We start from the raw sequence: 23,257 nt of genomic DNA, 5'->3' as shown, positions 1-23,257 counted from the left end.
GCATACGGCCGGTCCAGCCATTTCATTGGCGTCAAAAAAAACCTGTTCTCAATGATGGCACTTTGTCATAATCCCGCCCCTTTTCAGCTCCCGAGCGCATTACCGTGCCGGGACATCTGCGTTTTTCGAAGGAATATTCAATGAGAATGATCTCCCGGATGCTGGTTTCAAGCGTCGCCATCGCGGTGCTGGGCACCCTCGCCACGACATTGGCCGGCTGCGCCACCGAAAGCTCCCGCGCGCTGCCGGTGGCGAAGGTTGAAAGCGCATCCCAAGTCTGGACCGGGGTTCGCGTGCCAATGGCCGTGGGCAAGTTCGACAACCGCTCCAGCTATATGCGCGGGATCTTCTCCGATGGTGTCGATCGTCTCGGCGGTCAAGCCAAGACCATTCTGATCACCCACTTGCAGCAGACCAACCGCTTCTCTGTGCTGGATCGCGACAACATGGGCGAAATCCAGCAGGAAGCAACCATCAAGGGTCAGGCCCAGCGTCTCAAAGGCGCCGATTACGTGGTAACCGGTGATGTCACCGAGTTTGGCCGCAAAGAGACCGGTGATCATCAGTTGTTCGGCATTCTCGGCCGTGGCAAGACCCAGGTCGCCTACGCGAAGGTCAACCTCAACATCGTCAACATCAGCACCTCGGAAGTGGTCTATTCGACCCAGGGCGCCGGTGAGTACGCCTTGTCCAATCGCGAAATCATCGGTTTCGGCGGCACCGCTGCCTACGACTCGACACTCAACGGCAAAGTCCTTGATCTGGCCATGCGCGAGGCGATCAATCGTCTGGTCGATGGCATGAACGCTGGCGCCTGGAAACCGGGCAACTGATCATCGCCCTCTGCAAGGAGCACTACCCATGAACCCGTTTTTTTCGCGCGCGCTGATGGCGCTGACCCTGGCTGCCAGCACTGTGCTGGCCGGTTGTGCGGCCCCGAAAACCCTCTATCAATGGGAGGGCTACGAGCCTCAGGTCTACGAATATTTCAAAGGCGAAGAGCCTAAGGAAGCCCAGGCCGAAGCACTCGAACGTGATCTGCAGAAGATTCGTTCCACCGGCAAGGCTGTGCCGCCGGGTTACCACGCGCACCTTGGTCTGCTCTATCTGAGCATGGGCAAGGACGACCAGATGGTGCAGCAGTTCAACACCGAGAAAACGCTGTTTCCCGAGTCCGGCACCTATATGGATTTTCTGCTTAAAAACGCCAAGGCCGGAGCCGTGCAATGATCTCGCGTACCTTGAAACTGTTCGCCGGCGTACTGGCCCTGACCGTGCTGGGCGGCTGTGTCGCGCCCAAGACCGTGGATTACGCGGCCTACAAACAGGCGCGGCCCAAGACCATCCTTGTGCTGCCACCGCTGAACACTTCGCCGGATGTGAAGGCGTCGTACAGCCTGTTGTCGCAGGTGACTTTTCCACTCGCCGAAGCCGGGTACTACGTATTGCCGATCACGCTGGTCGACGAAACGTTCCGCCAGAACGGCCTGACCACCCCGGATGACATTCACCAGGCGCCGCCTGCCAAGCTCAAGGAAATCTTCGGCGCGGACGCGGCGCTGTACATCACCGTGACCGAGTACGGTACGCGTTACATGGTGATCAGCAGCGAAACCGCAGTAACGGCGACGGCGAAACTGGTCGACCTGAAAAGTGGTACCACGCTCTGGACCGGAGCGGCGCGGGCATCGAGTGAAGAGGGTGGCAACAACGGTGGCGGTGGGTTGATCGGCATGCTCATCACTGCTGCGGTGAAGCAGATCATCAACAGCTCCACCGATGCCGGTTACCCGATTGCCGGTGTGGCGAGCAATCGTCTGCTGTCGGCCGGACACCCGGCGGGTCTGCTGTATGGACCGCGTTCGCCGAAGTACGGCACCGACTGAGATAACTCCATAAATCCCTGTGGGAGCGAGCCTGCTCGCGAAAGCGGTGGGTCATTCAACGGTGATGTTGACTGACAGAAAGCTTTCGCGAGCAAGCTCGCTCCCACAAGGGAATGGGTTGTCTGTCGGTTTATTTGGCGCAAAGCCAAATCCGTTCGCTACTGCCCACGCTCGCAACGAGTGGTCGGCAGATAATCCATCACCTCGCCAAAAGCGAACTCCCGCGATTGGCCGATGTTCAGCACCCTCATCCGCCGCTGTGCAATATATGAATGCAATTTAGCCATGCGCGGATTAATCTGCGTCTGCCGCTCTTTTTCCATGGCCAGCCATCGCCAAGGGCTGGCTGTCCGATGCCAAAGGAGTGTTCGAATGACCGAAAAGAAACTGGAAACCACGGTCGACCGCGTCTACCAAGGGGTTTACGCGGCGATCAGCAAGCGTTCGTTGCGCCCCGGCATGAAGCTGGGCGAGGCCTCACTGGCCGAACTGTTCAATGTAAGTCGCACCTCGGTGCGCGCTGCGCTCAAACAACTGGAAGCCGATGGCCTGGTCACCACCGAGCCCAACAAAGGCGCGTCGGTGTCGTTGCCCAGTGACGAGGAGATCCGTTCGCTGTTCGAAACCAGGCGGCTGATCGAAATCGGCATCGTCACTGAACTGTGCCGGCGCAAGGACGCCGTGGCGATGCAGGATCTGCGTGCGCACCTGTTGCTGGAAGATGCCGCGCACGCCGCCGGCGACCACGAGCGGCTGATTCACCTGCTGGGCGAGTTCCACATCAAACTGGCGCGCAGTCTGAACAACCCGGTGTTGCTCGACTGGTTCCAGAAGCTGATCTCGCGCGCCTCGCTGTACGCCGCCGCGCTCGACGACGACAGCCATCAGGCATGCCGCGACGATGAACATCTGCGTTTGCTCGAGTACATCGAGGCCGGCAATCAGAGCGCTGCGATCGAGCTGACCTGCACCCATCTCAACGGAATCGAGAAGGCGATTCTCGACGTTGCGGCGAAAATGAAAACCGGCTATCACCCACTCAAACACTTGATTGGCGTCTGAATGGCTCGGCGTCGCAAATCGGCTATACCTCCAATGAAACCAATGCGCTTTCAAAGCCTCGAAACACACGGGCGTCGCGTCGTTGAAGCGTTGCGATAGATCGGAAAACCGCAAAAAAGGACACTGAGTCAGGCGATGCAGTTTTTATCCGAAAGCCACGGCTGTGAGGGCTGGAAAGGCGAAATGGCCGGACGCATACGTGCGTTCGACTGGAGCCATACCGAACTGGGTCCGCTCGCCGACTGGCCGGCCAGCCTGTGCAACACCGTGCAACTGATGCTGGCCTCGCCGCTGCCGATGGTGATGCTCTGGGGCCACGCCGGCTACATGATCTATAACGACGCCTATTCCGAATTCGCCGGCGGCCGCCATCCCTATCTGCTCGGCGTGCCAGTCGAACTGGGCTGGCCGGAGGTAGCCGAATTCAATCGTCACGTCGTCGACACCTGCCTGGCCGGCGGCACCTTGTCCTATCGCAACAAAGAACTGGTATTGCTGCGCGACGGCGTTCCCGAAGACGTCTGGATGGATTTGTATTACAGCCCGGTCGCCAACGACGAAGGCGTGCCTGGCGGCGTCATGGCGATGGTGGTCGAGACCACCGAGCTGGTGCATTCCGAGCGCCTGCGCCAGGCAGCGGAAGATGCCTACCGGGCCGACAATGAGCGCGTGCGACTGGCCTTGAATGCCGGTGCACTGCTGGGCTCGTTTGTCTGGGACATCAAAAACAATCGCTTGTCCGCCGATGAACGTTTCGCCCGCACCTTCTCCTATCCCGCTGACCAGGACCTGAGCGATCTGCAACAAGACATCGCCGAATCACGCATCCATCCTGACGACCATCCCTGGGTGCAGGACCGCGTTGCCCATTGCGTGCGCACTGGCGAGCCGTACAACGCCGAATATCGTGTGCAGCGCGCCGATGGTCAGTACCTGTGGGTGTTGGCCAGCGGCGCCTGTGAGTTCGATGAGCAGGGCAGGCCGTTTCGTTTCCCCGGCGTGCTGATCGATATTCATGAGCGCAAGAACGCCGAAGAATCACTGCTCAAATTCACCCGCAACCTCGAACAGCGCGTGGCCGCCGAAGTCGATGCGCGACTGGCCGCGGAAGAACAACTGCGGCAGTCGCAGAAACTCGAAGCCATCGGCGGCCTCACCGGTGGTGTCGCCCACGACTTCAACAACCTGCTGCAGGTCATCGCCGGCAATCTGCATTTGCTCGCGCGGCATGAACCGAACAATGCCAACGTGCAACGTCGGGTCGGGGCTTCGCTGGCAGCGGTCGAACGCGGTGCCAAATTGTCTTCGCAACTGCTGGCGTTTGCCCGACGCCAACCGCTTTCGCCCGCCGTGTGCAATCCACAACAGATTTTCGAAGGCGTCGGCGAATTGCTGCAACGCGCGTTGGGCGAAACCATTCAGATCGACGTGCAGCTGCCGCCGCAGCCATGGCACATCAACGTCGACCGCAACCAGTTGGAAAACGCCATTCTCAATCTGGCGATCAACGCCCGCGACGCGATGAAGGGCGAGGGGGTTATCGGCCTCAGCGCTGCCAATGTGCGTCTCGACAACGAGTTCTGTGCCGGCAAAGGCATTTCGGCTGGCGAGTATGTGCGCGTGGCGGTCAGCGACACTGGCGTGGGTATTGCCCCACAGATGCTCGAGCAGGTCTTCGAACCGTTCTTCACCACCAAGGCCGACGGACAGGGCACCGGCCTGGGTTTGAGCATGGTGTTCGGCTTCGTCAAACAGAGCGGCGGCCACGTCGAGATCGACAGCCAGCTCGGCGAAGGTACGCGAGTGCAGCTGTATTTCCCCCGCAGTCTGCGTCCGGTTCGCGAAGAGACAGCCAGCGTCGGCGAACGCAAGGGCGGTGGTCACGAGACGATTCTGGTGGTGGAAGACAACGACGCGGTACGCGCTTCGGCGGTGGAGTTGCTGCGGGAGGAAGGCTATCGGGTGATGACGGCCGGCAATGGCGACGTCGCCATGCAGATGTTGCTGGAAGGCATCGAAATTGATCTGATCTTCACCGATGTGGTCATGCCCGGCCTGATCAAGAGTTCCGATCTTGCGGCATGGGCCAAGGTGCAGATGCCACCCGTGCCGGTGCTGTTCACCTCCGGCCACACCCGCGACATCATTTCCCGCGACCACCAGCTCAGTCCCGATACGCATCTGCTCGGCAAACCTTACAGCCCGCAAGCTTTACTGCAGATGATTTGCGAGGTGCTCGGCACCTGACGCCGAGCGCTGCCCCGGTTTTCAACACAAGGCACGCCGATGATTTCCAAGCGCAACTCCAAAGCACCCGCCGGCATGGTTCGCGTGCGCGGCGCCCGCGAACACAATCTGAAGAACGTGGATGTCGATATTCCCCGCGATGCGCTGGTGGTGTTCACCGGCGTCTCGGGGTCGGGCAAGTCGTCGCTGGCGTTTTCCACGCTGTATGCCGAGGCCCAGCGGCGTTATTTCGAGTCGGTGGCGCCGTATGCGCGGCGGTTGATTGATCAGGTCGGCGTGCCGGATGTCGATTCCATCGAAGGTCTGCCGCCCGCCGTGGCTCTGCAACAGCAGCGCGGCACGCCGAGCGCGCGTTCCTCGGTGGGCAGCGTGACGACATTGTCGAGCCTGATCCGCATGCTTTATTCCCGCGCCGGCAGCTATCCGCCGGGGCAGCCGATGTTGTATGCCGAAGACTTTTCGCCGAACACGCCGCAGGGCGCCTGCCCGGAGTGTCACGGGCTTGGCCGCGTCTACGAAGTGACCGAAGCGCTGATGGTTCCGGACCCTAACCTGACCATCCGCCAGCGCGCCGTGGCGTCCTGGCCGCTGGCTTGGCAGGGCCAGAACCTGCGCGACATCCTCGTGACCATGGGCATCGACGTCGACATTCCCTGGAAGAAACTGCCGAAAAAGCAGCGCGACTGGATTCTCTTCACCGAAGAAACGCCGACCGTGCCGGTGTACGCCGGGCTGACCCCGGAAGAAACCCGCGTCGCCCTCAAACGCAAGATGGAACCGAGTTATCAGGGCACCTTCACGGGCGCTCGGCGCTACATCCTGCACACCTTCACCCACTCGCAAAGTGCGCTGATGAAGAAGCGCGTTTCGCAGTTCATGCGCGGCAGCCCGTGCCCGTTGTGCGAGGGCAAGCGGCTCAAGCGCGAGGCGTTGTCAGTGACTTTTGCGGGTTACGACATCGGCGAGCTGTCGCAAATGCCGTTGCTGCAAGTGGCCGAAGTGCTGCGGCCGGTGGCAGCGACCAGTTATCTGGAGCAGGCCGAGGAGAGCGGCGACACCCTCAGCCATGCGCAGACGCGCGAGGCCCGCAAACAGCGGGTCGCCCATGGCGCCAGTGGTCACGCCAGCGCGCCGGACGTGCGTCACACGCCGAATCTGTCGCTGGAAAAACGCCTTGCGGCGCAGCGCATTGCTGAAGATCTGCTGGAGCGCGTCAGCACCCTGACCGATCTCGGTCTGGGTTATCTGGCGCTGGAACGCAGTACGCCGACCTTGTCGTCGGGCGAGTTGCAGCGTTTGCGCCTGGCGACGCAGTTGGGTTCGCAGCTGTTCGGGGTGATTTATGTGCTGGACGAGCCATCGGCCGGCCTGCATCCGGCAGATGGCGAGGCGCTGTTCGAGGCGTTGCAACGGCTGAAGGCTGACGGCAACACATTGTTCGTGGTCGAGCATGATGTCGAAACCATGCGCCGTGCCGACTGGCTGATCGACGTCGGTCCGGCAGCGGGTGAGAAGGGTGGGCGGGTGTTGTACAGCGGTCCGCCCGATGGATTGTCGACCGTCGAGGATTCGCAGACCCGGGCTTATCTGTTCGCCGAAAATCAGCGCCCCGAGCGCACCGCGCGCAAGCCGGGCGGGTGGCTGAAGCTGGAGGGTGTCACGCGCAACAACCTGAATAATCTCAGCGCTGAATTTCCCTTGGGCTGTTTCACCTCGGTGACCGGGGTGTCTGGCTCCGGTAAATCCAGTCTGGTCAGTCAGGCATTGCTGGAACTGGTCGGCGCGCAATTGGGCCGGCCGATAGCCGAGGTCGAGTCGGAAGAACCGAGCCTGGAAGACGACACGCCAACCCCCAGCACTGGCCAGATCACCACCGGCCTGGAGTCGATCAAGCGGCTGGTACAGGTTGATCAGAAACCGATCGGACGCACACCGCGTTCCAATCTGGCGACCTACACCGGGTTGTTCGACAACGTGCGCAAACTGTTCGCCGCGACGCCCGAGGCGCAAGCGGCAGGCTATGACGCCGGGCAGTTTTCCTTCAACGTCGCCAAGGGCCGTTGCGCCACCTGCGAGGGTGAGGGTTTCGTCAGCGTCGAATTGCTGTTCATGCCCAGCGTGTATGCACCGTGCCCGACCTGCCATGGCGCGCGCTACAACCCGCAGACCCTGGCGATCCTCTGGCAGGGCTTGAGCATCGCCCAGGTGCTGCAATTGACCGTCGATGAAGCGGTGGCGGTGTTTGCCGAGCAGGCGGGGATCCGGCGTTCGCTGGAGGTGCTGCGCGATATCGGCCTGGGTTATCTGCGCCTGGGGCAACCGGCCACGGAACTGTCCGGTGGTGAAGCGCAGCGGATCAAACTGGCGACCGAGTTGCAGCGCAGTCAGCGTGGCGCGACCCTGTATGTGCTGGACGAGCCGACCACGGGCTTGCACCCCAGGGATGTCGATCGGTTGCTGGAGCAACTCGACACGCTGGTAACGGCGGGGCACACGGTCATCGTGGTCGAGCACGAAATGCGTGTGGTCGCGCAGAGCGACTGGGTGATCGACATCGGCCCCGGGGCCGGTGATCAGGGCGGCAGGATCGTCGCCGCCGGCACACCGCAGAAAGTTGCAGCGAGCAAGAAGAGCAAGACCGCGCCGTTTCTTGCCCGTGCTTTAAGCCGCTGATTGTGGCGCCCTGCCGGAGGCCTTCGCGAGCAGGCTCGCTCCCACAGGTTTGCAAGGTGTACCCAGAAAGTTGGTCACGCCCCGGATCCCTTGTAGGAGTGAGCCTGCTCGCGAAAGCGGAGTGTCAGTAACAGATGAGTTGACTGACCGGACGCCTTCGCGAGCAGGCTCACTCCTACAGTTTTGCAAGGTGTACCCAGAAAGGTGATCACACCCCGGATCCCTTGTAGGAGTGAGCCTGCTCGCGAAAGCGGAGTGCCAGTCGCAGATGAACTGACTGGACGGGCGCCTTCGCGAGCAGGCTCGCTCCTACAGGGGGATGTGCGTTTATTCAGGCGCCATCGAGCGTGCGGCGGACCTTGTCGAGCAGTTCGCTGATCTGGAACGGTTTGACCAGCATTTCCATCCCTGTGCCGAGGAAGACTTGGCGGTTGATCGCGGTTTCGGCGTAGCCGGTCATGAACAGGATCGGCAGCCCTGCGTTCCAGCCGCGGGCGACATCCGCCAGTTCGCGGCCGCTCATGCGGGGCAGGCCGACGTCGGTCAGCAGCAGATCGATTGACGGGTCATTCTGCAAGCGCTCCAGCGCCGACTCGATATCCGCCGCCTGCGTGCAGCGATAGCCGGCATCTTCCAGCACTTCGTTGACGAACAAGCGAACAGTGGCCATGTCTTCGACGATCAGCACATGTTCGCCACTGCCTTTGGCATCAGGCACCGGCACAGGCACGTCGGCGCCGGTCGGGTCGTTGGTGCCGGGCAGCATGATCGTCACTTCGGTGCCACGCCGGGCAACACTGCGGATGTGCGCGTCACCGCCAGACTGACGGGCAAAACCGTAAATCGTCGACAGGCCGAGCCCGGTGCCCTGGCCCAAAGGTTTGGTGGTGAAGAACGGTTCGAACACCTTGTCGATCACGTTGTGTTCAATGCCGGTGCCGTCGTCGCGTACCGACAGCGCCACGTAAGCGCCATCGGCCAGATTCGGATCGCCGTGGGAATAAGCGGCGTAGGTGTTGACCCAGATATTGCCGCCGGAGGGCAGGGCATCGCGGGCGTTGATCACCAGGTTGAGCACCGCGCTTTCCAGCTGCACCGGATCCACCAGCGCAATCGCCGGTTTGTTGGTCAGTTCCAGCTTCAGGGTGATGCGCTCACCGATGGTGCGCACCAGCAATTCTTCCAGCGAGCGAACGTGCTCGTTGATATCCACCGGCCGGGTGTCGAGCGGCTGCTGACGGGCGAACGCGAGCAGACGATGGGTCAGCGAGGCCGCGCTCATCGCCGAGTTCAGCGCTGCTTCGGTATAGAACTGCACCTTGTCCAGGCGCTCATCGGCCACGCGTTTCTGAATCAGTTCCAGACTGGTGATGATCCCGGTCAGCAGGTTGTTGAAGTCGTGGGCGATACCGCCGGTGAGCTTGCCCAGTGCATCCATTTTCTGCACTTGCAGCAATTGCGCTTCGGCGTGCACGCGTTCGGCAACTTCCTTAGCCAATTGTGTGGTGGTGTCATCCAGTCGCGCCAGATGCGAGCGCTCGCGGTGGCGATGTTCGGTGACATCTTCGACGAATACCAGGCTCAATTCCGGGGTGCGATACGGCGAAATCTGCCACTGCGTTTCGCGAATCTCGCCTTGCACGCTCATGTTCAGCGTGCCTTTCCAGCGCTCGCCGTCGACCAGTCGCAGACGCAGTTCATCGAGGATCGAGCATTGATCTTCGGCGAAACATTCACGCAGGGCCTGTGGGTCACGGTTGTCGACGATCAACTGAGCAAAGGCATGGTTGCATTCATGCACATTCAGATTGGCATCGATTACCGCAATCGGCGCCGAGACGTTGGCGAAAATCTCGCGAAAACGTGCCTCGCTTTCGCGCAGGGCGTTTTCCGTGTCGCGCACCCGCAGCAAGGTGCGCAGCGTCGCCAGCAGTACGTCGGGGTCGACCGGGTGAATCAGGTAGGCATCGGCGCCGGCGTTCAGACCGGTGATGATGTCGCCGGTCTGGATCGAGGCTGCTGACACATGGATCACCGGCAGCAGCGCGGTGCGCGGGTCGGCGCGCAGCAGGCGGACGATATCGAAACCGCTCATGTCCGGCAGGTTGACGTCGAGGATCAACGCATCGAGGGCTTCGCTCTCGATCAGGGCCAGACCGTCACTGCCGGTGCCGGCTTCGAGCACCGCGTAGCCGTGGCGCTCCAGACGCCGGCGCAAGGCGTAACGGGTGGCGACGTTGTCATCGACAATCAGCAGGCGGATGTCACGATTCATCGACGTTCTCCAGAGCGATTGCCAGCGGGATGATGACAAAGAACGTCGAGCCGACGCCCGGGGTACTTTCAACCCCGACTTCACCGCCCAGCAGCGCGGCGAAACGCTTGCACAGTGACAGACCCAGACCGGTGCCGCGCAAGCGTTTCTGCAACGGCGAATCGACCTGGGAGAAGTCCTCGAACAGCGTGTCATGCAGTTCTGGCGCAATGCCGATGCCGGTATCGCTGACGGCGAAGCGCACTTTGTCTTCGCCTTCCATGCGCGTCGAGACGCGCACTTCGCCACGGGTGGTGAACTTCAGCGAGTTGGAAATGAAGTTGCGCAGGATCTGCCCGAGCTTCTTGTCGTCGGTATACAGGCGCGGCAGGCCGAGCGGCTCTTCGAAGATCAGATCCACCGCTGTCGCATCGACGATCGGCCGGAACATGCCGCGCAAGGCGGAAAACAGATCGAACATGTCGAACCAGGCCGGAGAAATGCTGATGCGCCCGGCTTCGATCTTCGCCAGATCGAGCAGGTCATCGACCATGTCGCTGAGTTCCCGGGCAGCAGTGCTGACGAACGCTACCTGCTTGTGTTGCTCGGGACTGAGCGGGCCGTCGAGTTCGTCGGCGAGCAGGCTGTTGATGCTCAGGATCGAGCCCAGTGGCGTGCGGAATTCATGGCTCATGTACGACAGGAACCGGCTCTTCAGATCCGAGGCCTGACGCAGTTCCTCGGCCTGATTGTCGAGCTCGGCGTACAGCGCAAGCACGCCCTGATTGGTTTCATCGAGCTCTTCGCGCAGGGCAGTGGTTTCACGCTGCAACTGGGCGATGAGCGCCGCCTGCTCGGCAGGGCTCAGGGTTGTCGATTCAGCCATGGGCGGCCTCCAGAGCTACGACCAGTACCGTCACGTCATCGCGGCCGCGACAGAAGTCGCGGTGCAGGACGCTGGCTATCACGGCGGGATGGCGATGCACCAGGCCGGGGTAGTCTGCAAGATTCCAACGGGACTGTAAGCCGTCGCTGTACATGATCAATAAATGTCCGTTCACGTGAGCATAGTCAAAGGGTTTGGCTTTACGGTACTGGCCGCCAACGATACCGGGGTGCGAGGCCAGACCGCGGGATTTGCCAGGCTCCAGCAGACTGGCGCCGATGTTACCGACACCGGCGAACGTCAGGCCGTCGCGCTGGCTGTCGAACTGGGCGAACGCCACGGCGCCGCCGCGGGTGCCAAGCATTTCCTGATGCAGGTCTTCCATCAATACCACAGGATCGGCGAACGGTGCCCGGGCGAATGCTTGTGCCCCGGCCAGGCCTGCGCGCTCGGCGTCTTCGCCATGGCCGAGGCCATCGACCACCAGTGCGCTGATCCGCGAACCTTCAAACTTCAGGTGCCAGACATCGCCGCAGGCTGGATCGGCATGCAACGAATGCTGGCTGACCCCGAAGCGGATATCGGCCTGCCGATCGCTGCGGGCAAAGATCCGCGCCAGCAGCACGGCGCCGCGGTGGTCGGCGTAAACATCGAACACATCCGTCTGACGCGACACCGCGCCGAGACCGATGCCCTGCGTACCGCCGGTGGAAAAGCCATCCGCCAGACACGCGTCCAGGTCAAAGCCCTGCGCGCGATCCACGGTCTGCATCTCGATGGCGAAACCGTTGCCCGGTCGTGGCAGTACGCGCAGGTGAAATTCGCCGCGTCGGGCATGCTTGAGCACGTTACTGGCCAGTTCGGTTGCCACCAGCGCCACGCGCCCGGCGTCGTTTTCATCGAAGCCATGCTGCTCGGCGAGTTTCTGCGCAGTGCGTCGTGCGTGACCGATCTGGCTGCTGTCCTCGATCGGCAGGACCTGGGTCAACGACCCGGTGATATTCATGTCCATCGTGTGATCGTAATGCGCGTGCCTTTACCGGGCTCAGTGTCGAGTTCGAATTCATTGACCAGGCGTTTGGCGCCGGTCAGACCCAGGCCCAGACCGCTGCCGGAGGTCCAGCCGTCGGTCATCGCCAGTTTGATGTCAGGGATGCCCGGGCCTTCGTCGCGGAAGGTCAGACGCAGACCGACCCGGCCGTTTTCCTCGAGGACCTGCCAGTCCATGTCGCCACCGCCGCCATAGACCATGGTGTTACGTGCCAGCTCGCTGACAGCGGTCACCAGTTTGGTCAGGTCGATCAGGCGCATGCCGCACTCGGTGGCGAGCTTGCGCGTGGTCTGGCGGGCCAGCACCACGTCCTGTTCAATGAGAATGGGTTGAGTACCGCTGCTGCGCACGGTCATTGTGCAAGTACTCGTTCCCGCAGCAGTTTCATCCCGCGTTCGACGTTCAGTGCGGTACTGACGCCCGGCAATGTCATGCCCAGCTCAACCAGGGTGATCGCCACCGCCGGCTGCATGCCGACCAGCACGGTTTCGGCGTCCATGATTTTCGACAGCCCGGAAATCGTGCCGATCATGCGCCCGATGAACGAATCGACCATGTCCAGCGCCGAAATGTCGATCAACACACCGCGCGCCGAGGTCCGGCTGATGCGCTCGGACAGATCGTCCTGCAGGGTCATCGCGAGTTGATCATGCATGTCGACCTGAATGGTCACCAGCAGGAATTCGCCCATTTGAAGAATCGGAATACGTTCCATGGTCAAGCCGTCTTGACGAGGCTGACACCCAAGCGGGTCAGGGCCAGTTTCAATGCGTCGGCCAGGTTGGCCTTGGTCACTACGCCTTGCAGATCCAGACCGAGGTGGACGATGGTTTGAGCAATCTGCGGACGCACGCCGCTGATGATGCAATCGGCGCCCATCAGGCGGATCGCGGTCACGGTTTTCAGCAGGTGCTGGGCAACCAGTGTGTCGACGGTCGGCACGCCGGTGATGTCGATGATGGCGATTTCCGAACCGGTGTCGACGATGCGTTGCAGCAGCGATTCCATCACCACTTGGGTGCGCTGCGAATCAAGGGTGCCGATCATTGGCAGGGCGAGGACGCCGTCCCACAGCTTGACGACCGGGGTCGACAGTTCCAGCAATTCTTCCTGCTGACGCTTGATCACCGCCTCGCGGGATTTCTGGAAGGTGCCGATGGTGTGCATGCCGACGGTGTCGAGCAGTTCGGACACTTCCAGCAATTGCTCGGCGAGCAGTGCCGGCTGGTCCTGATAATGGTTTTGCAGCAGGGCGAACAACGGCCCCTTCAGAGCGAAGATGAAGTTGGCAGTTTGCTGGGAATCCTGGCCGAGCAGGGCGCGGCTTTGCGACAGCTTTTCAAGGAACTGGCGGGTATCTTCCCAGCCTGCGGCGGCAATCTTGCTGCCATTGCCGTTTTCCAGGCCGGTCAGCAGCAGGCTCAGCAAATCGCGGGTCTGTTGCGCGAGGTCATGTTCCTTGAGGTTGCGCGTGGCGCCGCTGGCTTCGAGGCGTTTGGTCCATTCGCTCAGCAGTTGCGTCTGGTTGTTCTTGATTGCTTCGACTGTGCTGTTCTGCAGTGCTGCCATGTGCGTGTCGCTCCGATACGTATTGGGGGCCGGCGCAGCGAAATGGCCGGCGCGAATTGACTGACATTTGCCGCTTGAAATAGTTGTTCATCCAGCGCTGAATTTTTCTGCCTGCCGCGTCGAACACCCCGGTAACTCTAGTCGGCGTGGCAGCAGGCAACGATCTTTTGAACGAATCTACGGCGTCAGGCTTCGAATCTGCATGCCCGACGTTTTCCAGTCGTGCTGGAAGAGGGAGGCAGGACTATGAATGAGGTGGATATGAACGAGCAAGCGCCGCAACAGCAAAATCAGTCCTCTGAGTCGATTAACCGCAACGATCCGGCGATCGACCCGCAAACACCGGGGCAAACCAAGCCTGCACCGGCCGAAAAAGGGCAGGCCGACAGTGCGGCCAGCGAAGTTGATCAGAAACAGCATCACGACGACAACAACAACGAATTCAGCCCCGGCTTCAAGCCTGACCCGGACCGCCCCGCACCGGGCGAAAGCACCGACGCCGACATCGACACCGATGGCGGTTGATCGGCAGAACGCAAAAAGGCCGCATCGATGGATGCGGCCTTTTTTATTGCCCGGGCGTTTATTTGCTCGGGTGTTTGGCTTGCAGCTCTTTGGCGTGGGCCAGATGTTTTTCCAGCGCCGGCAGCATTTTCTGCGCGAACGCTTTCAGTTCAGTAGCGCCTTTGGCCTTGTCATCGGTCACGGTATTCGCCTGCTTCTTGAACAGCTCGATCGTCTCTTCGTGAGCCTTGACCTGGTTATTGGCGTAGGCCGCATCGAAGGATTCATCGCGCATGTCGAGAATCTTTTCCTTGGCCTGCTTGACCAGGGTGGTGGTGTCCGGGACTTCGATGTCGTTGGCTTTGGCAATCGCCGCCAGTTCATCGTTGGCCTTGCTGTGATCAGTGATCATCTGGTTGGCAAAGGCTTTGATGTCGGCGGACTGGCTTTTTTCCAGGGCCAGGCGGCTGGTTTCGATTTCAGCGATGCCACCAGCAGCGGCGTTATCGACAAAGTCGTTGTCAGTCGCGGCAAAGGCGCTGCCCATGCCGGCAGACAGTGCAACAGCCAGGGCGAGATGACGCAGGTTGAATCCGTCCATTGGGTATCTCCACGCAGGTTTTTGTGAGCGTTATCCAATGGAGCGGGAGGACACGGCAAAGGTTTTATCGCATTTACGACAGGGCGACGAACGGCAACCGCTGGTCTGACAGGGAGTCGACAGAAGCCATTGCCCAAGGCCATGCTGATAATGAGTCAGCGCATCGGTCGCGCTGGTTGTCGATCAAATTGATGGAGGTGTTTCATGCCGGTTTCACATGATCTGTATCAGGACCTGGGCTGCAAGAAGGAAGAGATCGAGCAAAAACGCTCCGAGGATCCGAAGCTGGATTCGTTGCTTAACAAGTATTTTGATGTCGATAAAGCGGTCGTCGAGGCCGAGAACGCCAAGTCAGACGCCCCCACTGACGATGACCTGAAAAAGCTCAAAGAGAAGCGTGTAATCGTCAAGGAGCAGATCGTCGCCCAACTGGCGGGGCAGCCGCTGACGGGCCAGTAATCGCCCGACCCGTGGTCATTTTCCCAAGGGAACGGCTACGGCTTACGGCACCTCCAATGTGCAGAGTCTGCAAACCATCGACTCGTTGCGAGGTGCCACATGAACGACCCCAAATTCCCCAGTGAAGAGCAGGGCGGTTTCGACCCGATTCCCACCCGTCCCGAACCGAACAGCCCGGCGCATACCACCGCGCATCCTGAAGAACCGGTCGAGGAGCTTCCCGAAGACGACGATCCGGACAAGTTCGATAGATCCAGCAACTGACAGACCGCTATCGCGAGCAGGCTCACTCCTACAATTTGAAATGCGTACCCCTGTAGGAGTGAGCCTGCTCGCGATAGCGCAATTCAATTGCGCGCAAATCCCGCTGACTCACTTCAGCGCCGAATCCAACCCTATCCGCCCCATATGCCCCGCCTTCAACGAGCCGAAATACAACCACTGCCCGTACTCGCGCACGGTAGTGATCGGCGAGTAATTGCCATCGCTCGCATCCTGCAGATTGGCGATCACCTTGCCGTCCAGATCCAGACCGAGGACAAACCCACGCTTCTCCACAGGCTTGGGCAAGACCGTCAATGCCCGCACGATCATCTTGCGCAAAAACGGATGTTCAGCCGTGCCGTCGAGCAAGGCATTGCGCGGCGCATACAGGGCTACCCAGAAGCGATTGCTGCCATTGAACGAGAGGTTGTCGGGCAGCCCTGGCAAGTTGTCGATGAACACGTCGTGGGTGCCAGCCTTCGGCCCGCTCAGCCAATAGCGGCTGATGCGGTAGGCGCCGGTTTCGTTGACCAGCACATAGGCCTCGTCCGGGCCAAGAGTGACGCCGTTGGCGAATTGCAGTTTGTCGAGCAGCACGCTGGTCTTGCCGGTCTGAAAGTCGTAGCGCAGCAAGCGTCCGTCGGCGCCGTGCTCGATGATGGCCTCGCCGTCCTGGCCGTAGCCCCAACGACTGGAGGCATCACTGAAGTAGGCGTAGTGGCCTGACTTGTCGACCGCTACATCATCAGTGAATCCAAATGGCACACCGTTGGCCTCGGTGGTCAAGGGAATCATTTGTCCCTGCGCATCCAGCGACAGCAAACCCTTGACCGCATCGGCAATCACCAGCATGCCGTTCGGATGCCGGGCCAGGCCCAACGGGCGGCCACCGGTGTCGGCCAGTACCTTGCGCTGCGTGCCGTCGAGGCTGCTGCGAATCAGCCTGCCGTCATGTAATCCGGTGATGAGGAAATCGTCCTCCAGCAACAAGGCTTCGGGGCCTTCGATGTCGCTCGGCCCGACCTTCGCCACACCTTTGAGGCGCTTGTTGTCCGCGTAGATACCGTCTTTCAGCGAGGGCGCCGGTGGCGGTGTCCAGGCCACCGGTTCGACTTTGGTTGGCAGCAAAAGCAAGAAGGCGATGACGAGAACGATCAGCAGGCCCGGCAGATGACGTAATTTCACGCGCTGGCCCTCGCCGCGCCGATGAACTGTGCGGCCGTGTCGCGCAGGGCGAGCATGGACGCCGCAGACTCGCGTTCGATGCGCCGCTTGAGCAACAGGCGATTGGCGAGGCGCATGAGCAAGCCGTCAAAGCGATATTCCAGCGTACGCACGAAGCGCGTGCCGCCAGCCTCCGCCGAGCACTCGTAAGTCAGCCGCAAGGACAAGCCCTGATCGCTTTGCGCGCGGGCGCACCAGCGCCGTCCCGGCAGATATTCCGTCACTTCCCAGCGCAAATGGCCGGCACGTCCGCCGGCATGAATGTCCTCTTCGAAGCGCGCACCGGCATGCAGCGGACGTTGCGGACCGTCAATCTTCAATGAGGAGGGATGCCAGTCCGGCCAGTGACTGACGCTGGCGGCATAGGCCAGCACGGCGACCGGTTCGCCGGCGATGTCGATCTCGTGCTGCATGCGCGTCATGGGCATTTTCGAATATCTCAAAGGGGCGGGTTCCGGCTCGCGATACAGCGTGCCGAACAGGTAGTCCATCAAGGGCAGAACGATGTTGAAATTGCGTTCCTGCATGCGCTCGCGGCGATGATGCAATTCATGCAGACGGCGCATCTGGCGGATCCACGGCAAACGGCTCAACGGATTTTGCGGCGGCAGATGTTCGCAGGCATGGAACACTTCGTAGAGCAGATATCCAAGCACCATGCACCCGGCGAACAGCCCGGCGACATTGGCGTTGACCTGCGCGAGCAGCCACCACAGGGGCAGGGTGATGAGCAGCGTATGAATGACGATCAGCCAGGCCGGAAACAGAATCACCCGCCAGTCTCGCGCACTGTCGTAGGTCATATGGCCGGGGGTGAAAAAGCTGTGATGGTCGCCGGCATGCCGGGCGTAGAACATCTTTGCGAACGCTTTTTTCTGATGACCGAGATGGCGATGGACCATGTACACGCCGAAATTGAACAGCAGCAGGGTCAACGGCACGGTCAGCCATTCCAGCCAGCTCACCGAATGCACCGTGCGCCAGAACGCAGCGATAGCGAGAATGCCGAACAGCAGCACGAACATGCCGTGCAGCCATGGGTTGTACAAAGGGTGAATGGCCGCACGGTAGCGGCTGCGAAATGTCTCGGTGGTCTGCCTCAACGCTTTCACCTGCGGGTATTGTCGTTATACCCGGCAGAGTAGCCGATCCGCTGATGTCTGCAGGGCCAACCTTGAGGTCACAAGCGCCATGCTCCGGACTGCGCCTGCGGTGTCAGCTCAGAGGGTTCCAGCGCTGCGACCAGTCGTCATCGGTACGGATCACTTCGCGGAGCAGATCGAAGGCCTGCTGCAGCACCGCCGAGTCGCGATCACGCGAATACACCAGGTAGGTCGGGTAGCCGAATTCCGGCGCTTTGGTGACGGCTTCCAGCGCCCCGGTTTCCAGATACGTGCGCACGACCCGGGTGCGGAAATAGCCGCTGCCGCCATGTTCGAGGATGTATTGCAGGGCCAGCGGGCCGAGGTTGAAGCTCAGCGCCGCTTTGGCTTTTTCCGGCAGCGCGGCGTCATGTTGACGGCGGAAGTCAGGGCCCCAGTCGATGTAGACGTAAGGATCAGGGCGCTCGGGCGCGCGCACCAGAATCAGCTTTTCTTCCAGCACTTGTTCGACCTGTAGCCCGGGCCAGTATTCCGGCTGATAAACCAGCGCGGCATCGAGCACGCCGAGTTCGAGCTGACGCAGCAGGTTTTCGCCATCGCGGATTTCCATGCGCAACGCATGTCCGGGGATTTTCTCGCGCAGCTCCGCCGCCCAGCTAAGCATCAGCGGATTGCACAGGCTGACCTCGCCACCGATGTGCAGAACGTTGTGATAACCCTCGGGCAGCGGCAAGTCGCGGCGCGCGGCTTCCCAGGTCTGCACCAGTTGATTGGCGTAGATCACGAACGCTTCGCCATTGGCCGTCAACTTCGCCCCGGCGCGATTGCGCACGAACAGCGTACTGCCCAATTGGCTTTCGAGTTTCTGCACCCGTGCGGTGATCGCGGTTTGCGTGACGAACAGCTTCTGCGCGGCGGCGGCGAGACTGCCGTGACGAACGATTTCGAGAAAAGTGCGGGCGAGGTCGATGTCCATGAGGCGGGGCCGGTGTCTGGAGGTGGCGCGCATTGTAAGTCAAAAGCCCCTCACCCTGGCCCTCACCCTGGGGGAGGGCCAGGGTGAGGGGAAAGCAGACACCACAAGATCAACTGGCCAACTCGGTGCGCTCAAGCAAGCCCACTCGCGCCCAATCCTCTATGAGGCGCGCCGGCGTGCCACACACCCTGCGCTTGTAGACGAAGTGGCTGCACTTTTCGGCAAAGCGATTGCGGTCATGCAGCATGTCCTCCTGCATTTGCTCCAGCTCCGCGTCTCGGCATCGACGGATCAGTGCCTGATCGATCCGCAACTTGCGTTCGCGCACCGCCGCATAAGCGGGATCACTCAATACGCTATTCGCTCGTTGCAGCAGCCACAGGGAAAACTCGTCCGGACAGCGCGGGCCGATCTCCTGAACCATGCCCAGTTGCCAGGCTTGCACCGCACTGATCGGCAGGCAGGCCTGGGTCAATTGCTCGGCGATCGTCGGGCCGACGGCGCGGGGCAGGCTGTAGGTCCAGTATTCCGAGCCATACAGACCCATGCTTTTGTAGTGCGGATTGAGCACGATATCGGCGCGGGCAAACACGATGTCCGCCGCCAGCGCCAGCATCACGCCGCCCGCGCCGGCGTTGCCGGTCACGCCGCTGACCACCAGTTGCCGCGCGCTGAGCAGTTCGGCGCAGACATCGTCGATTGCCTGAATGTTGGCCCAGGCTTCGGCGCCGGGATCCTGCGCGCCTTGAATCACGTTCAGGTGCACGCCGTTGGAAAAACTGCCCCGGCCGCCCCTGATCAGCAGCACTTGCGTATCCCGGGCCTTGGCCCAACGCAGTGCCGCGACCAGGCGCTGGCATTGCTCGGTGCTCATCGCGCCGTTGTAGAACTCGAACGTCAGTTCCCCGACATGCCCGGACTCACGGTAACGAATCGGCTGATACGCTTCGTCGCTGAACGGCTGTGTGGCGATCGACCAGCTCAGCACTGGCACATGGTTGAGTTGTCCGGCCAGCACATGCCGGGCCGGTTGCTTGAAGGTTTCCTCGCTGGGTTGAGGTTTGCGTCGCAGCGCGCCGATCCACAGGCTCTGGTCGCCGGCAGCGATCAACACCGCGTCGTCATGCACCGCAAGAATCTCGCCGGGCGTGCCTCTTCGCGAGTCAAGGTGAGCGTCATACAGGTAATACTGCCCGCCAGCCAGACTTGCCAGCACGCCCGGTTGCCCGTCTGCTGCGTCGATACAGCGCTTGATGAAGCGCGCGCAATCGTGCCAGCTGAAGCTGCGATCAGCCTGTTTCATGTTCGGTTGCAAGCGCCCGCGCACGCTGGGATCGGCGTAATCCAGTTCGACCGGCCGCAACCCTTCGACGAATTTTTCCACCACCTCGCGGATGCACACCAGCGCCGCATCGCTGACGCGGCCGTTGTACAACTCGGATTTGCGCATGCCCGCAGGCAGGTTGAATTCGCAGGTGGCCCACACCGGCCCGGCGTCCATTTCTTCGACCGCCTGCAGCGCGGTGACACCCCAGATCGGCAGTTCGTTGCTGATCGCCCAATCCAGTGCGCTGGCGCCGCGGTCGCCAACGATGCCGGGATGAATGATCACCACCGGACGCCGGGCATCGGCCCAAAGTGCCTGTGGCACACGGTCCTTGAGGAACGGGCAGATCACCAGGTCGGCGCCGCTGTGCTCGACCTGTTCACACACCGAAGCCGGGTCGGTAAACAGCACCACGCTGGGCAAGTGCCCAGCGTGACGCAGTTCCAGCCAGGCCCGTTGCGTCAGGCCGTTGAACGCTGACGCCAGCAGAATGATCTTGAGCGATTGCATGGGATTCTTCCTTGAGTGAGTCGGCCGCAGGCTCCCGGTGAGCCTTCCCTGGCTTTCGATGGAGCGGGAAGCGTACGCAGTGCTTGCACGTCCACAGGTGACCGAGGTCAACGTTGTGTCAGGCAAGGCGAGAATTCACGCGCTGAAATTTCCGTTCAGGTCCTACGGAAACAGGAGTGTTTCGATCAGATACGTGGATATTTCTGACGACTTTTTCAGGTTGGTCGTCGGACGCTGGGGCTATAGCATCAGTCCTGACATTGAAGTCATCGAGCGCACAGATCGCTCCGGACCCGGACAAAGGATGGAACATGCGAATCCCACTGATTGAAAGCCATACGCCTGCTTATTCCCCTCGCCATTACTGGCGCGACGATCGCGCCAGATGCCCCTCGGAGGACGTCGCCATGCCGACTGCCAAAGCGCCCCGGCTCACCGGCTTGAAGAAGCTCGAGGGCAAGCCTCTGGAGTTGCTGTTGCGTGGACAGGACACCGGCGACGACCCGATGCTCGTCCTGCGCTGCACAAGCGAAGGATTCGAGCTGCTCGATGTGGTCAACATGATTGCCTCCTCCGAGCTGTACCAGCAGGGCGAGATGGTCAAACGCATCACCGGCAGATCCGTGAGAACTGTGCGACGTCTGCTCAAGGAAGGCGCGCCGGTGCGTCTGGACACGCCGCAGAGCATCCTCGCCTGGCAATATGCCGCGGCACTGGAACTGGCCACCGAAGTGTTCGGGCGTCAGGCCAAGGCCGAATCCTGGCTGGAGCAACGCGCAACGTACTTCTACGGCTATGTGCCACTCGATCTGGTTGGACATGCGTTGGGGTTCAGGATGGTGGAGGAGTATCTGAACCAGATCAAATACGGGGTTTATCAATGAATCCCTTGCCCTGGGATGATCGCTGGTACGCCTGGCGGCTGGATCGCGCGGTGTACAGCGAAACCTGGGACAGCGGTCTGGGTTCGAAACGGGACGGCGGCCGCTGGAATACGCCTGGACGGCGAGTCGTGTACGCGTCAGTCGATCCATCCACGGCGATTCTCGAGGTGGCCGCCCATGGCAGTTTCGACGCGCTTGATCAGGAACCCTATGTGTTGACCTGTTTTGAAATCGTTCACCAAGCCAGCGTGAGAATCGTGCAGCCGGAGGATGTGCCCAATCCGCACTGGCTCACCCCGATGAAAACCTCGCCCAACCAGCGAAAGTTTGCCGATGCACTGTTGGCTGAACACCCTTTTGTATTGGTGCCTTCGGTGGCAACGAGGCACTCGTGGAATTTGCTGGTGAGTTGCGATCTGGCGGAGGGTCAGTTCAGGATGGTTTCGCAAGAGCGGTTCGGGCTGGATACGCGGTTGTTGCAGGAGGTTTGATCGTATCTCCGCGAGCGGAGGACGAAGCCGAGCCCTGCGCTGATTCCCCTTGCATGAACGACAAATCCCGCCACAAGGGCGGGATTTGTTTGAACCCAGCAGCTTCTTACGAAGGGAACAGCTCGGACAGTTTCATCGACAGCATCATGTCGCCTTCAACGCGCAGCTTGCCGCCCATGAACGCCTGCATGCCGTCGGTTTCGCCGCTGACGATACCTTTCAGGGTTTCGCTGTCCAGCACCAGCGTGCAGTTGGCGTCCGGGTTTTCACCTTCCTGGATGTCGCAGGTGCCGTCTTTGACGATCAGTGCGTATTGCTTGTCTTCGTCGGTGATGTTGAAACCGAAGACCAGGTCCAGACCGGCAGCGGCTGCTGGGTTGAACTTGGCTTGCATTGCTTTTACGGCATCAGCTACGGAGGTCATGGTTCGATCCTTTCTTGGTCATGGGAGCTGGGTGGTTACAGCCAGGGTCACAGTAAGCCGGACTCAGCGAAAAGTGATGAGTTCCGGGGCCTTCAGCAGTTGCAGGTGTGCGTGACTGTTGAAGGAAGCCAGAGCCACCTCGCGACCGCGGAACTTCAGCTGGTTGAGCGAGGTGTTGACGATTTGCCAGTTCAGTTCAAAGGCCTGTCGGGCAGGCATTTGTGTAATCAGGTGGAGCAGGGCGGTGATGGTGCCGCCGGAAGTGAACACGGCGATTTTCTGGTTTTTTTCCGCCACATCGAGAATACGGTGCAGACCGGCCTGAACGCGCTCGACGAAACCCAGCCAGCTTTCCAGCCCCGGGGTGTCATGAGTGCCCGCGAGCCAGCGTTCGACGATCAAAGCAAAGATGCGCTGGAATTCACCGCGGTTCTGCGCGGCATTGCGCAGGATGTCGAGAGCTTCCGGCTCTTCCGGCAGCATCGCCGGGAGCAGGGCGCGGATGACCGCATCGGCATCGAATTCGTTGAAGGCGGAATCGGTTTCAAGAACGGGAACCGGCAGGCCTCTGGCACTGAATTGTTCCAGTGCACTGGTGGCGGTGTGCTGTTGACGACGCAGGTCACCGGCAAGGCAGCGGTCGAAGTTGATGCCCAGATCGGCAAGGTGCTGGCCGAGGATTTCTGCCTGACGCACGCCGGTCGGTGACAGAACGTCGTAATCGTCTGCACCAAAGGAGGCCTGGCCATGTCGTATCAAGTAGATGCTGCCCACGTCCGCGTCGTCCCGGTACGTTGAAGGTCAGGCGAGGTTATGAGGATGGCGGAGAGCTGTCAATGAAAAAACATACGCTTGTTTGAAA

General features: G+C 60.9%; 23 protein-coding genes and 2 pseudogenes. 11 read left to right on the top strand and 14 right to left on the bottom strand.

Going from position 1 to position 23,257, the window contains the following annotated elements:
- Positions 1-158: 158 nt before the first annotated feature.
- From BLU71_RS09815 to BLU71_RS09790, 6 genes are all read left to right on the top strand, one after another.
- A complete protein-coding gene (locus tag BLU71_RS09815) occupies positions 159-833 on the top strand; it encodes a CsgG/HfaB family protein (protein WP_161806066.1) in 675 nt (224 codons plus the stop codon).
- 28 nt (positions 834-861) lie between these two features.
- Positions 862-1,230, top strand: coding sequence for a DUF4810 domain-containing protein (locus BLU71_RS09810; protein ID WP_083352940.1), 369 nt, complete (start codon positions 862-864; stop codon positions 1,228-1,230).
- The gene (locus tag BLU71_RS09805) at positions 1,227-1,886 is read left to right on the top strand and encodes a DUF799 domain-containing protein (protein WP_064361803.1); all 660 of its coding nucleotides are present in this window, start codon (positions 1,227-1,229) and stop codon (positions 1,884-1,886) included. The genes BLU71_RS09810 and BLU71_RS09805 overlap by 4 nt, the downstream gene beginning before the upstream one ends.
- Before the next feature lie 372 nt (positions 1,887-2,258).
- A complete protein-coding gene (locus BLU71_RS09800) occupies positions 2,259-2,948 on the top strand; it encodes a GntR family transcriptional regulator (RefSeq protein ID WP_042610317.1) in 690 nt (229 codons plus the stop codon).
- 135 nt (positions 2,949-3,083) lie between these two features.
- Positions 3,084-5,195: a PAS domain-containing hybrid sensor histidine kinase/response regulator gene (locus BLU71_RS09795; protein ID WP_064361802.1), complete on the top strand. Its 2,112-nt coding sequence runs from the start codon at positions 3,084-3,086 to the stop codon at positions 5,193-5,195.
- Between the two features lie 39 nt (positions 5,196-5,234).
- The gene (locus tag BLU71_RS09790) at positions 5,235-7,868 is read left to right on the top strand and encodes an excinuclease ABC subunit UvrA (protein WP_083352939.1); all 2,634 of its coding nucleotides are present in this window, start codon (positions 5,235-5,237) and stop codon (positions 7,866-7,868) included.
- 331 nt (positions 7,869-8,199) lie between these two features.
- Here the strand turns inward: BLU71_RS09790 and BLU71_RS28135 are convergent.
- The 7 genes and pseudogenes from BLU71_RS28135 to BLU71_RS09760 form a co-directional block, all read right to left on the bottom strand.
- Positions 8,200-8,910, bottom strand: a pseudogene (locus BLU71_RS28135) (response regulator); the annotation flags it as partial.
- A gap of 201 nt (positions 8,911-9,111) precedes the next feature.
- Positions 9,112-10,143 (bottom strand): annotated as a pseudogene (locus tag BLU71_RS28130) (response regulator); the annotation flags it as partial.
- Positions 10,133-11,008, bottom strand: coding sequence for a sensor histidine kinase (locus BLU71_RS09780; RefSeq protein ID WP_042610321.1), 876 nt, complete (start codon positions 11,006-11,008; stop codon positions 10,133-10,135). The gene BLU71_RS09780 and the pseudogene BLU71_RS28130, both read right to left, overlap by 11 nt.
- A complete protein-coding gene (locus tag BLU71_RS09775; RefSeq protein ID WP_042610414.1) occupies positions 11,001-12,014 on the bottom strand; it encodes an ATP-binding protein in 1,014 nt (337 codons plus the stop codon). The genes BLU71_RS09780 and BLU71_RS09775 overlap by 8 nt, the downstream gene beginning before the upstream one ends.
- Positions 12,011-12,415: an anti-sigma regulatory factor gene (locus tag BLU71_RS09770; protein ID WP_042610322.1), complete on the bottom strand. Its 405-nt coding sequence runs from the start codon at positions 12,413-12,415 to the stop codon at positions 12,011-12,013. Before BLU71_RS09770 ends, BLU71_RS09775 begins: the two co-directional genes overlap by 4 nt.
- Positions 12,412-12,774 carry an STAS domain-containing protein gene (locus BLU71_RS09765; protein WP_042610323.1) on the bottom strand — a complete coding sequence of 121 codons (363 nt, stop codon included), beginning with the start codon at positions 12,772-12,774 and terminating at the stop codon, positions 12,412-12,414. Before BLU71_RS09765 ends, BLU71_RS09770 begins: the two co-directional genes overlap by 4 nt.
- Before the next feature lie 2 nt (positions 12,775-12,776).
- On the bottom strand, positions 12,777-13,628 hold the full coding sequence (locus tag BLU71_RS09760; protein WP_042610324.1) for an STAS domain-containing protein: 852 nt from the start codon (positions 13,626-13,628) through the stop codon (positions 12,777-12,779).
- A 261-nt stretch (positions 13,629-13,889) separates the two neighbouring features.
- On the opposite strand from BLU71_RS09760, the gene BLU71_RS09755 reads away from it, so the two are divergent.
- A complete protein-coding gene (locus BLU71_RS09755; protein ID WP_042610415.1) occupies positions 13,890-14,153 on the top strand; it encodes a hypothetical protein in 264 nt (87 codons plus the stop codon).
- Positions 14,154-14,211: 58 nt separating this feature from the next.
- On the opposite strand, the gene BLU71_RS09750 is transcribed toward BLU71_RS09755, so the two are convergent.
- Positions 14,212-14,733: a DUF4142 domain-containing protein gene (locus tag BLU71_RS09750; protein WP_016774469.1), complete on the bottom strand. Its 522-nt coding sequence runs from the start codon at positions 14,731-14,733 to the stop codon at positions 14,212-14,214.
- A gap of 204 nt (positions 14,734-14,937) precedes the next feature.
- Here BLU71_RS09750 and BLU71_RS09745 point away from each other — a divergent pair, with 204 nt between their 5' ends.
- Both BLU71_RS09745 and BLU71_RS27475 read left to right on the top strand, forming a co-directional pair.
- Positions 14,938-15,192, top strand: coding sequence for a hypothetical protein (locus BLU71_RS09745; protein ID WP_064361798.1), 255 nt, complete (start codon positions 14,938-14,940; stop codon positions 15,190-15,192).
- 99 nt (positions 15,193-15,291) lie between these two features.
- The gene (locus BLU71_RS27475; protein ID WP_165839222.1) at positions 15,292-15,456 is read left to right on the top strand and encodes a hypothetical protein; all 165 of its coding nucleotides are present in this window, start codon (positions 15,292-15,294) and stop codon (positions 15,454-15,456) included.
- 108 nt (positions 15,457-15,564) lie between these two features.
- Here the strand turns inward: BLU71_RS27475 and BLU71_RS09740 are convergent, their stop codons facing one another.
- The 4 genes from BLU71_RS09740 to BLU71_RS09725 form a co-directional block, all read right to left on the bottom strand.
- Positions 15,565-16,641: an SMP-30/gluconolactonase/LRE family protein gene (locus tag BLU71_RS09740; RefSeq protein ID WP_083352937.1), complete on the bottom strand. Its 1,077-nt coding sequence runs from the start codon at positions 16,639-16,641 to the stop codon at positions 15,565-15,567.
- Complete coding sequence (locus BLU71_RS09735; RefSeq protein WP_083352936.1) at positions 16,638-17,783, bottom strand: sterol desaturase/SRPBCC family protein; 1,146 nt, start codon at positions 17,781-17,783, stop codon at positions 16,638-16,640. The genes BLU71_RS09740 and BLU71_RS09735 overlap by 4 nt, the downstream gene beginning before the upstream one ends.
- A 112-nt stretch (positions 17,784-17,895) precedes the next feature.
- On the bottom strand, positions 17,896-18,759 hold the full coding sequence (locus tag BLU71_RS09730) for a LysR family transcriptional regulator (protein ID WP_042610327.1): 864 nt from the start codon (positions 18,757-18,759) through the stop codon (positions 17,896-17,898).
- A 109-nt stretch (positions 18,760-18,868) separates the two neighbouring features.
- The gene (locus BLU71_RS09725) at positions 18,869-20,596 is read right to left on the bottom strand and encodes a hydrogenase maturation protein (RefSeq protein WP_083352935.1); all 1,728 of its coding nucleotides are present in this window, start codon (positions 20,594-20,596) and stop codon (positions 18,869-18,871) included.
- Between the two features lie 407 nt (positions 20,597-21,003).
- On the opposite strand from BLU71_RS09725, the gene BLU71_RS09720 reads away from it, so the two are divergent.
- Positions 21,004-21,480 carry an antitoxin Xre/MbcA/ParS toxin-binding domain-containing protein gene (locus BLU71_RS09720; RefSeq protein ID WP_064361793.1) on the top strand — a complete coding sequence of 159 codons (477 nt, stop codon included), beginning with the start codon at positions 21,004-21,006 and terminating at the stop codon, positions 21,478-21,480.
- On the top strand, positions 21,477-21,971 hold the full coding sequence (locus BLU71_RS09715) for an RES family NAD+ phosphorylase (RefSeq protein ID WP_064361792.1): 495 nt from the start codon (positions 21,477-21,479) through the stop codon (positions 21,969-21,971). Before BLU71_RS09720 ends, BLU71_RS09715 begins: the two co-directional genes overlap by 4 nt.
- A 106-nt stretch (positions 21,972-22,077) precedes the next feature.
- Here BLU71_RS09715 and BLU71_RS09710 read toward each other — a convergent pair whose 3' ends face one another.
- Positions 22,078-22,395 (bottom strand): SCP2 sterol-binding domain-containing protein, encoded by a 318-nt coding sequence (locus tag BLU71_RS09710; RefSeq protein ID WP_042610331.1) that lies wholly within the window; start codon positions 22,393-22,395, stop codon positions 22,078-22,080.
- Between the two features lie 63 nt (positions 22,396-22,458).
- A complete protein-coding gene (locus BLU71_RS09705; protein WP_064361791.1) occupies positions 22,459-23,169 on the bottom strand; it encodes a histidine phosphatase family protein in 711 nt (236 codons plus the stop codon).
- Between the last annotated feature and the right edge of the window lie 88 nt (positions 23,170-23,257).

This window comes from Pseudomonas moraviensis (genome assembly GCF_900105805.1).
GTDB classification, from domain to species: Bacteria; Pseudomonadota; Gammaproteobacteria; order Pseudomonadales; family Pseudomonadaceae; genus Aquipseudomonas; species Aquipseudomonas moraviensis_A.
This window is presented reverse-complemented; position numbering and strand designations above follow the sequence as displayed.

What these genes read in the sequence shown, in the direction of transcription:
- BLU71_RS09715 (WP_064361792.1), top strand. Translation starts at nt 21,477, where the DNA reads ATGAATCCCTTGCCCTGGGATGATCGCTGGTACGCCTGGCGGCTGGAT.
- BLU71_RS09795 (WP_064361802.1), top strand. Translation starts at nt 3,084, where the DNA reads ATGCAGTTTTTATCCGAAAGCCACGGCTGTGAGGGCTGGAAAGGCGAA.
- BLU71_RS27475 (WP_165839222.1), top strand. Translation starts at nt 15,292, where the DNA reads ATGAACGACCCCAAATTCCCCAGTGAAGAGCAGGGCGGTTTCGACCCG.
- BLU71_RS09770 (WP_042610322.1), bottom strand. Translation starts at nt 12,415, where the DNA reads ATGACCGTGCGCAGCAGCGGTACTCAACCCATTCTCATTGAACAGGAC.
- BLU71_RS09790 (WP_083352939.1), top strand. Translation starts at nt 5,235, where the DNA reads ATGATTTCCAAGCGCAACTCCAAAGCACCCGCCGGCATGGTTCGCGTG.
- BLU71_RS09775 (WP_042610414.1), bottom strand. Translation starts at nt 12,014, where the DNA reads ATGAATATCACCGGGTCGTTGACCCAGGTCCTGCCGATCGAGGACAGC.
- BLU71_RS09805 (WP_064361803.1), top strand. Translation starts at nt 1,227, where the DNA reads ATGATCTCGCGTACCTTGAAACTGTTCGCCGGCGTACTGGCCCTGACC.
- BLU71_RS09750 (WP_016774469.1), bottom strand. Translation starts at nt 14,733, where the DNA reads ATGGACGGATTCAACCTGCGTCATCTCGCCCTGGCTGTTGCACTGTCT.
- BLU71_RS09745 (WP_064361798.1), top strand. Translation starts at nt 14,938, where the DNA reads ATGCCGGTTTCACATGATCTGTATCAGGACCTGGGCTGCAAGAAGGAA.
- BLU71_RS09800 (WP_042610317.1), top strand. Translation starts at nt 2,259, where the DNA reads ATGACCGAAAAGAAACTGGAAACCACGGTCGACCGCGTCTACCAAGGG.
- BLU71_RS09710 (WP_042610331.1), bottom strand. Translation starts at nt 22,395, where the DNA reads ATGACCTCCGTAGCTGATGCCGTAAAAGCAATGCAAGCCAAGTTCAAC.
- BLU71_RS09810 (WP_083352940.1), top strand. Translation starts at nt 862, where the DNA reads ATGAACCCGTTTTTTTCGCGCGCGCTGATGGCGCTGACCCTGGCTGCC.
- BLU71_RS09765 (WP_042610323.1), bottom strand. Translation starts at nt 12,774, where the DNA reads ATGGAACGTATTCCGATTCTTCAAATGGGCGAATTCCTGCTGGTGACC.
- BLU71_RS09720 (WP_064361793.1), top strand. Translation starts at nt 21,004, where the DNA reads ATGCCGACTGCCAAAGCGCCCCGGCTCACCGGCTTGAAGAAGCTCGAG.
- BLU71_RS09725 (WP_083352935.1), bottom strand. Translation starts at nt 20,596, where the DNA reads ATGCAATCGCTCAAGATCATTCTGCTGGCGTCAGCGTTCAACGGCCTG.
- BLU71_RS09760 (WP_042610324.1), bottom strand. Translation starts at nt 13,628, where the DNA reads ATGGCAGCACTGCAGAACAGCACAGTCGAAGCAATCAAGAACAACCAG.
- BLU71_RS09815 (WP_161806066.1), top strand. Translation starts at nt 159, where the DNA reads ATGCTGGTTTCAAGCGTCGCCATCGCGGTGCTGGGCACCCTCGCCACG.
- BLU71_RS09730 (WP_042610327.1), bottom strand. Translation starts at nt 18,759, where the DNA reads ATGGACATCGACCTCGCCCGCACTTTTCTCGAAATCGTTCGTCACGGC.
- BLU71_RS09780 (WP_042610321.1), bottom strand. Translation starts at nt 11,008, where the DNA reads ATGGCTGAATCGACAACCCTGAGCCCTGCCGAGCAGGCGGCGCTCATC.
- BLU71_RS09755 (WP_042610415.1), top strand. Translation starts at nt 13,890, where the DNA reads ATGAACGAGCAAGCGCCGCAACAGCAAAATCAGTCCTCTGAGTCGATT.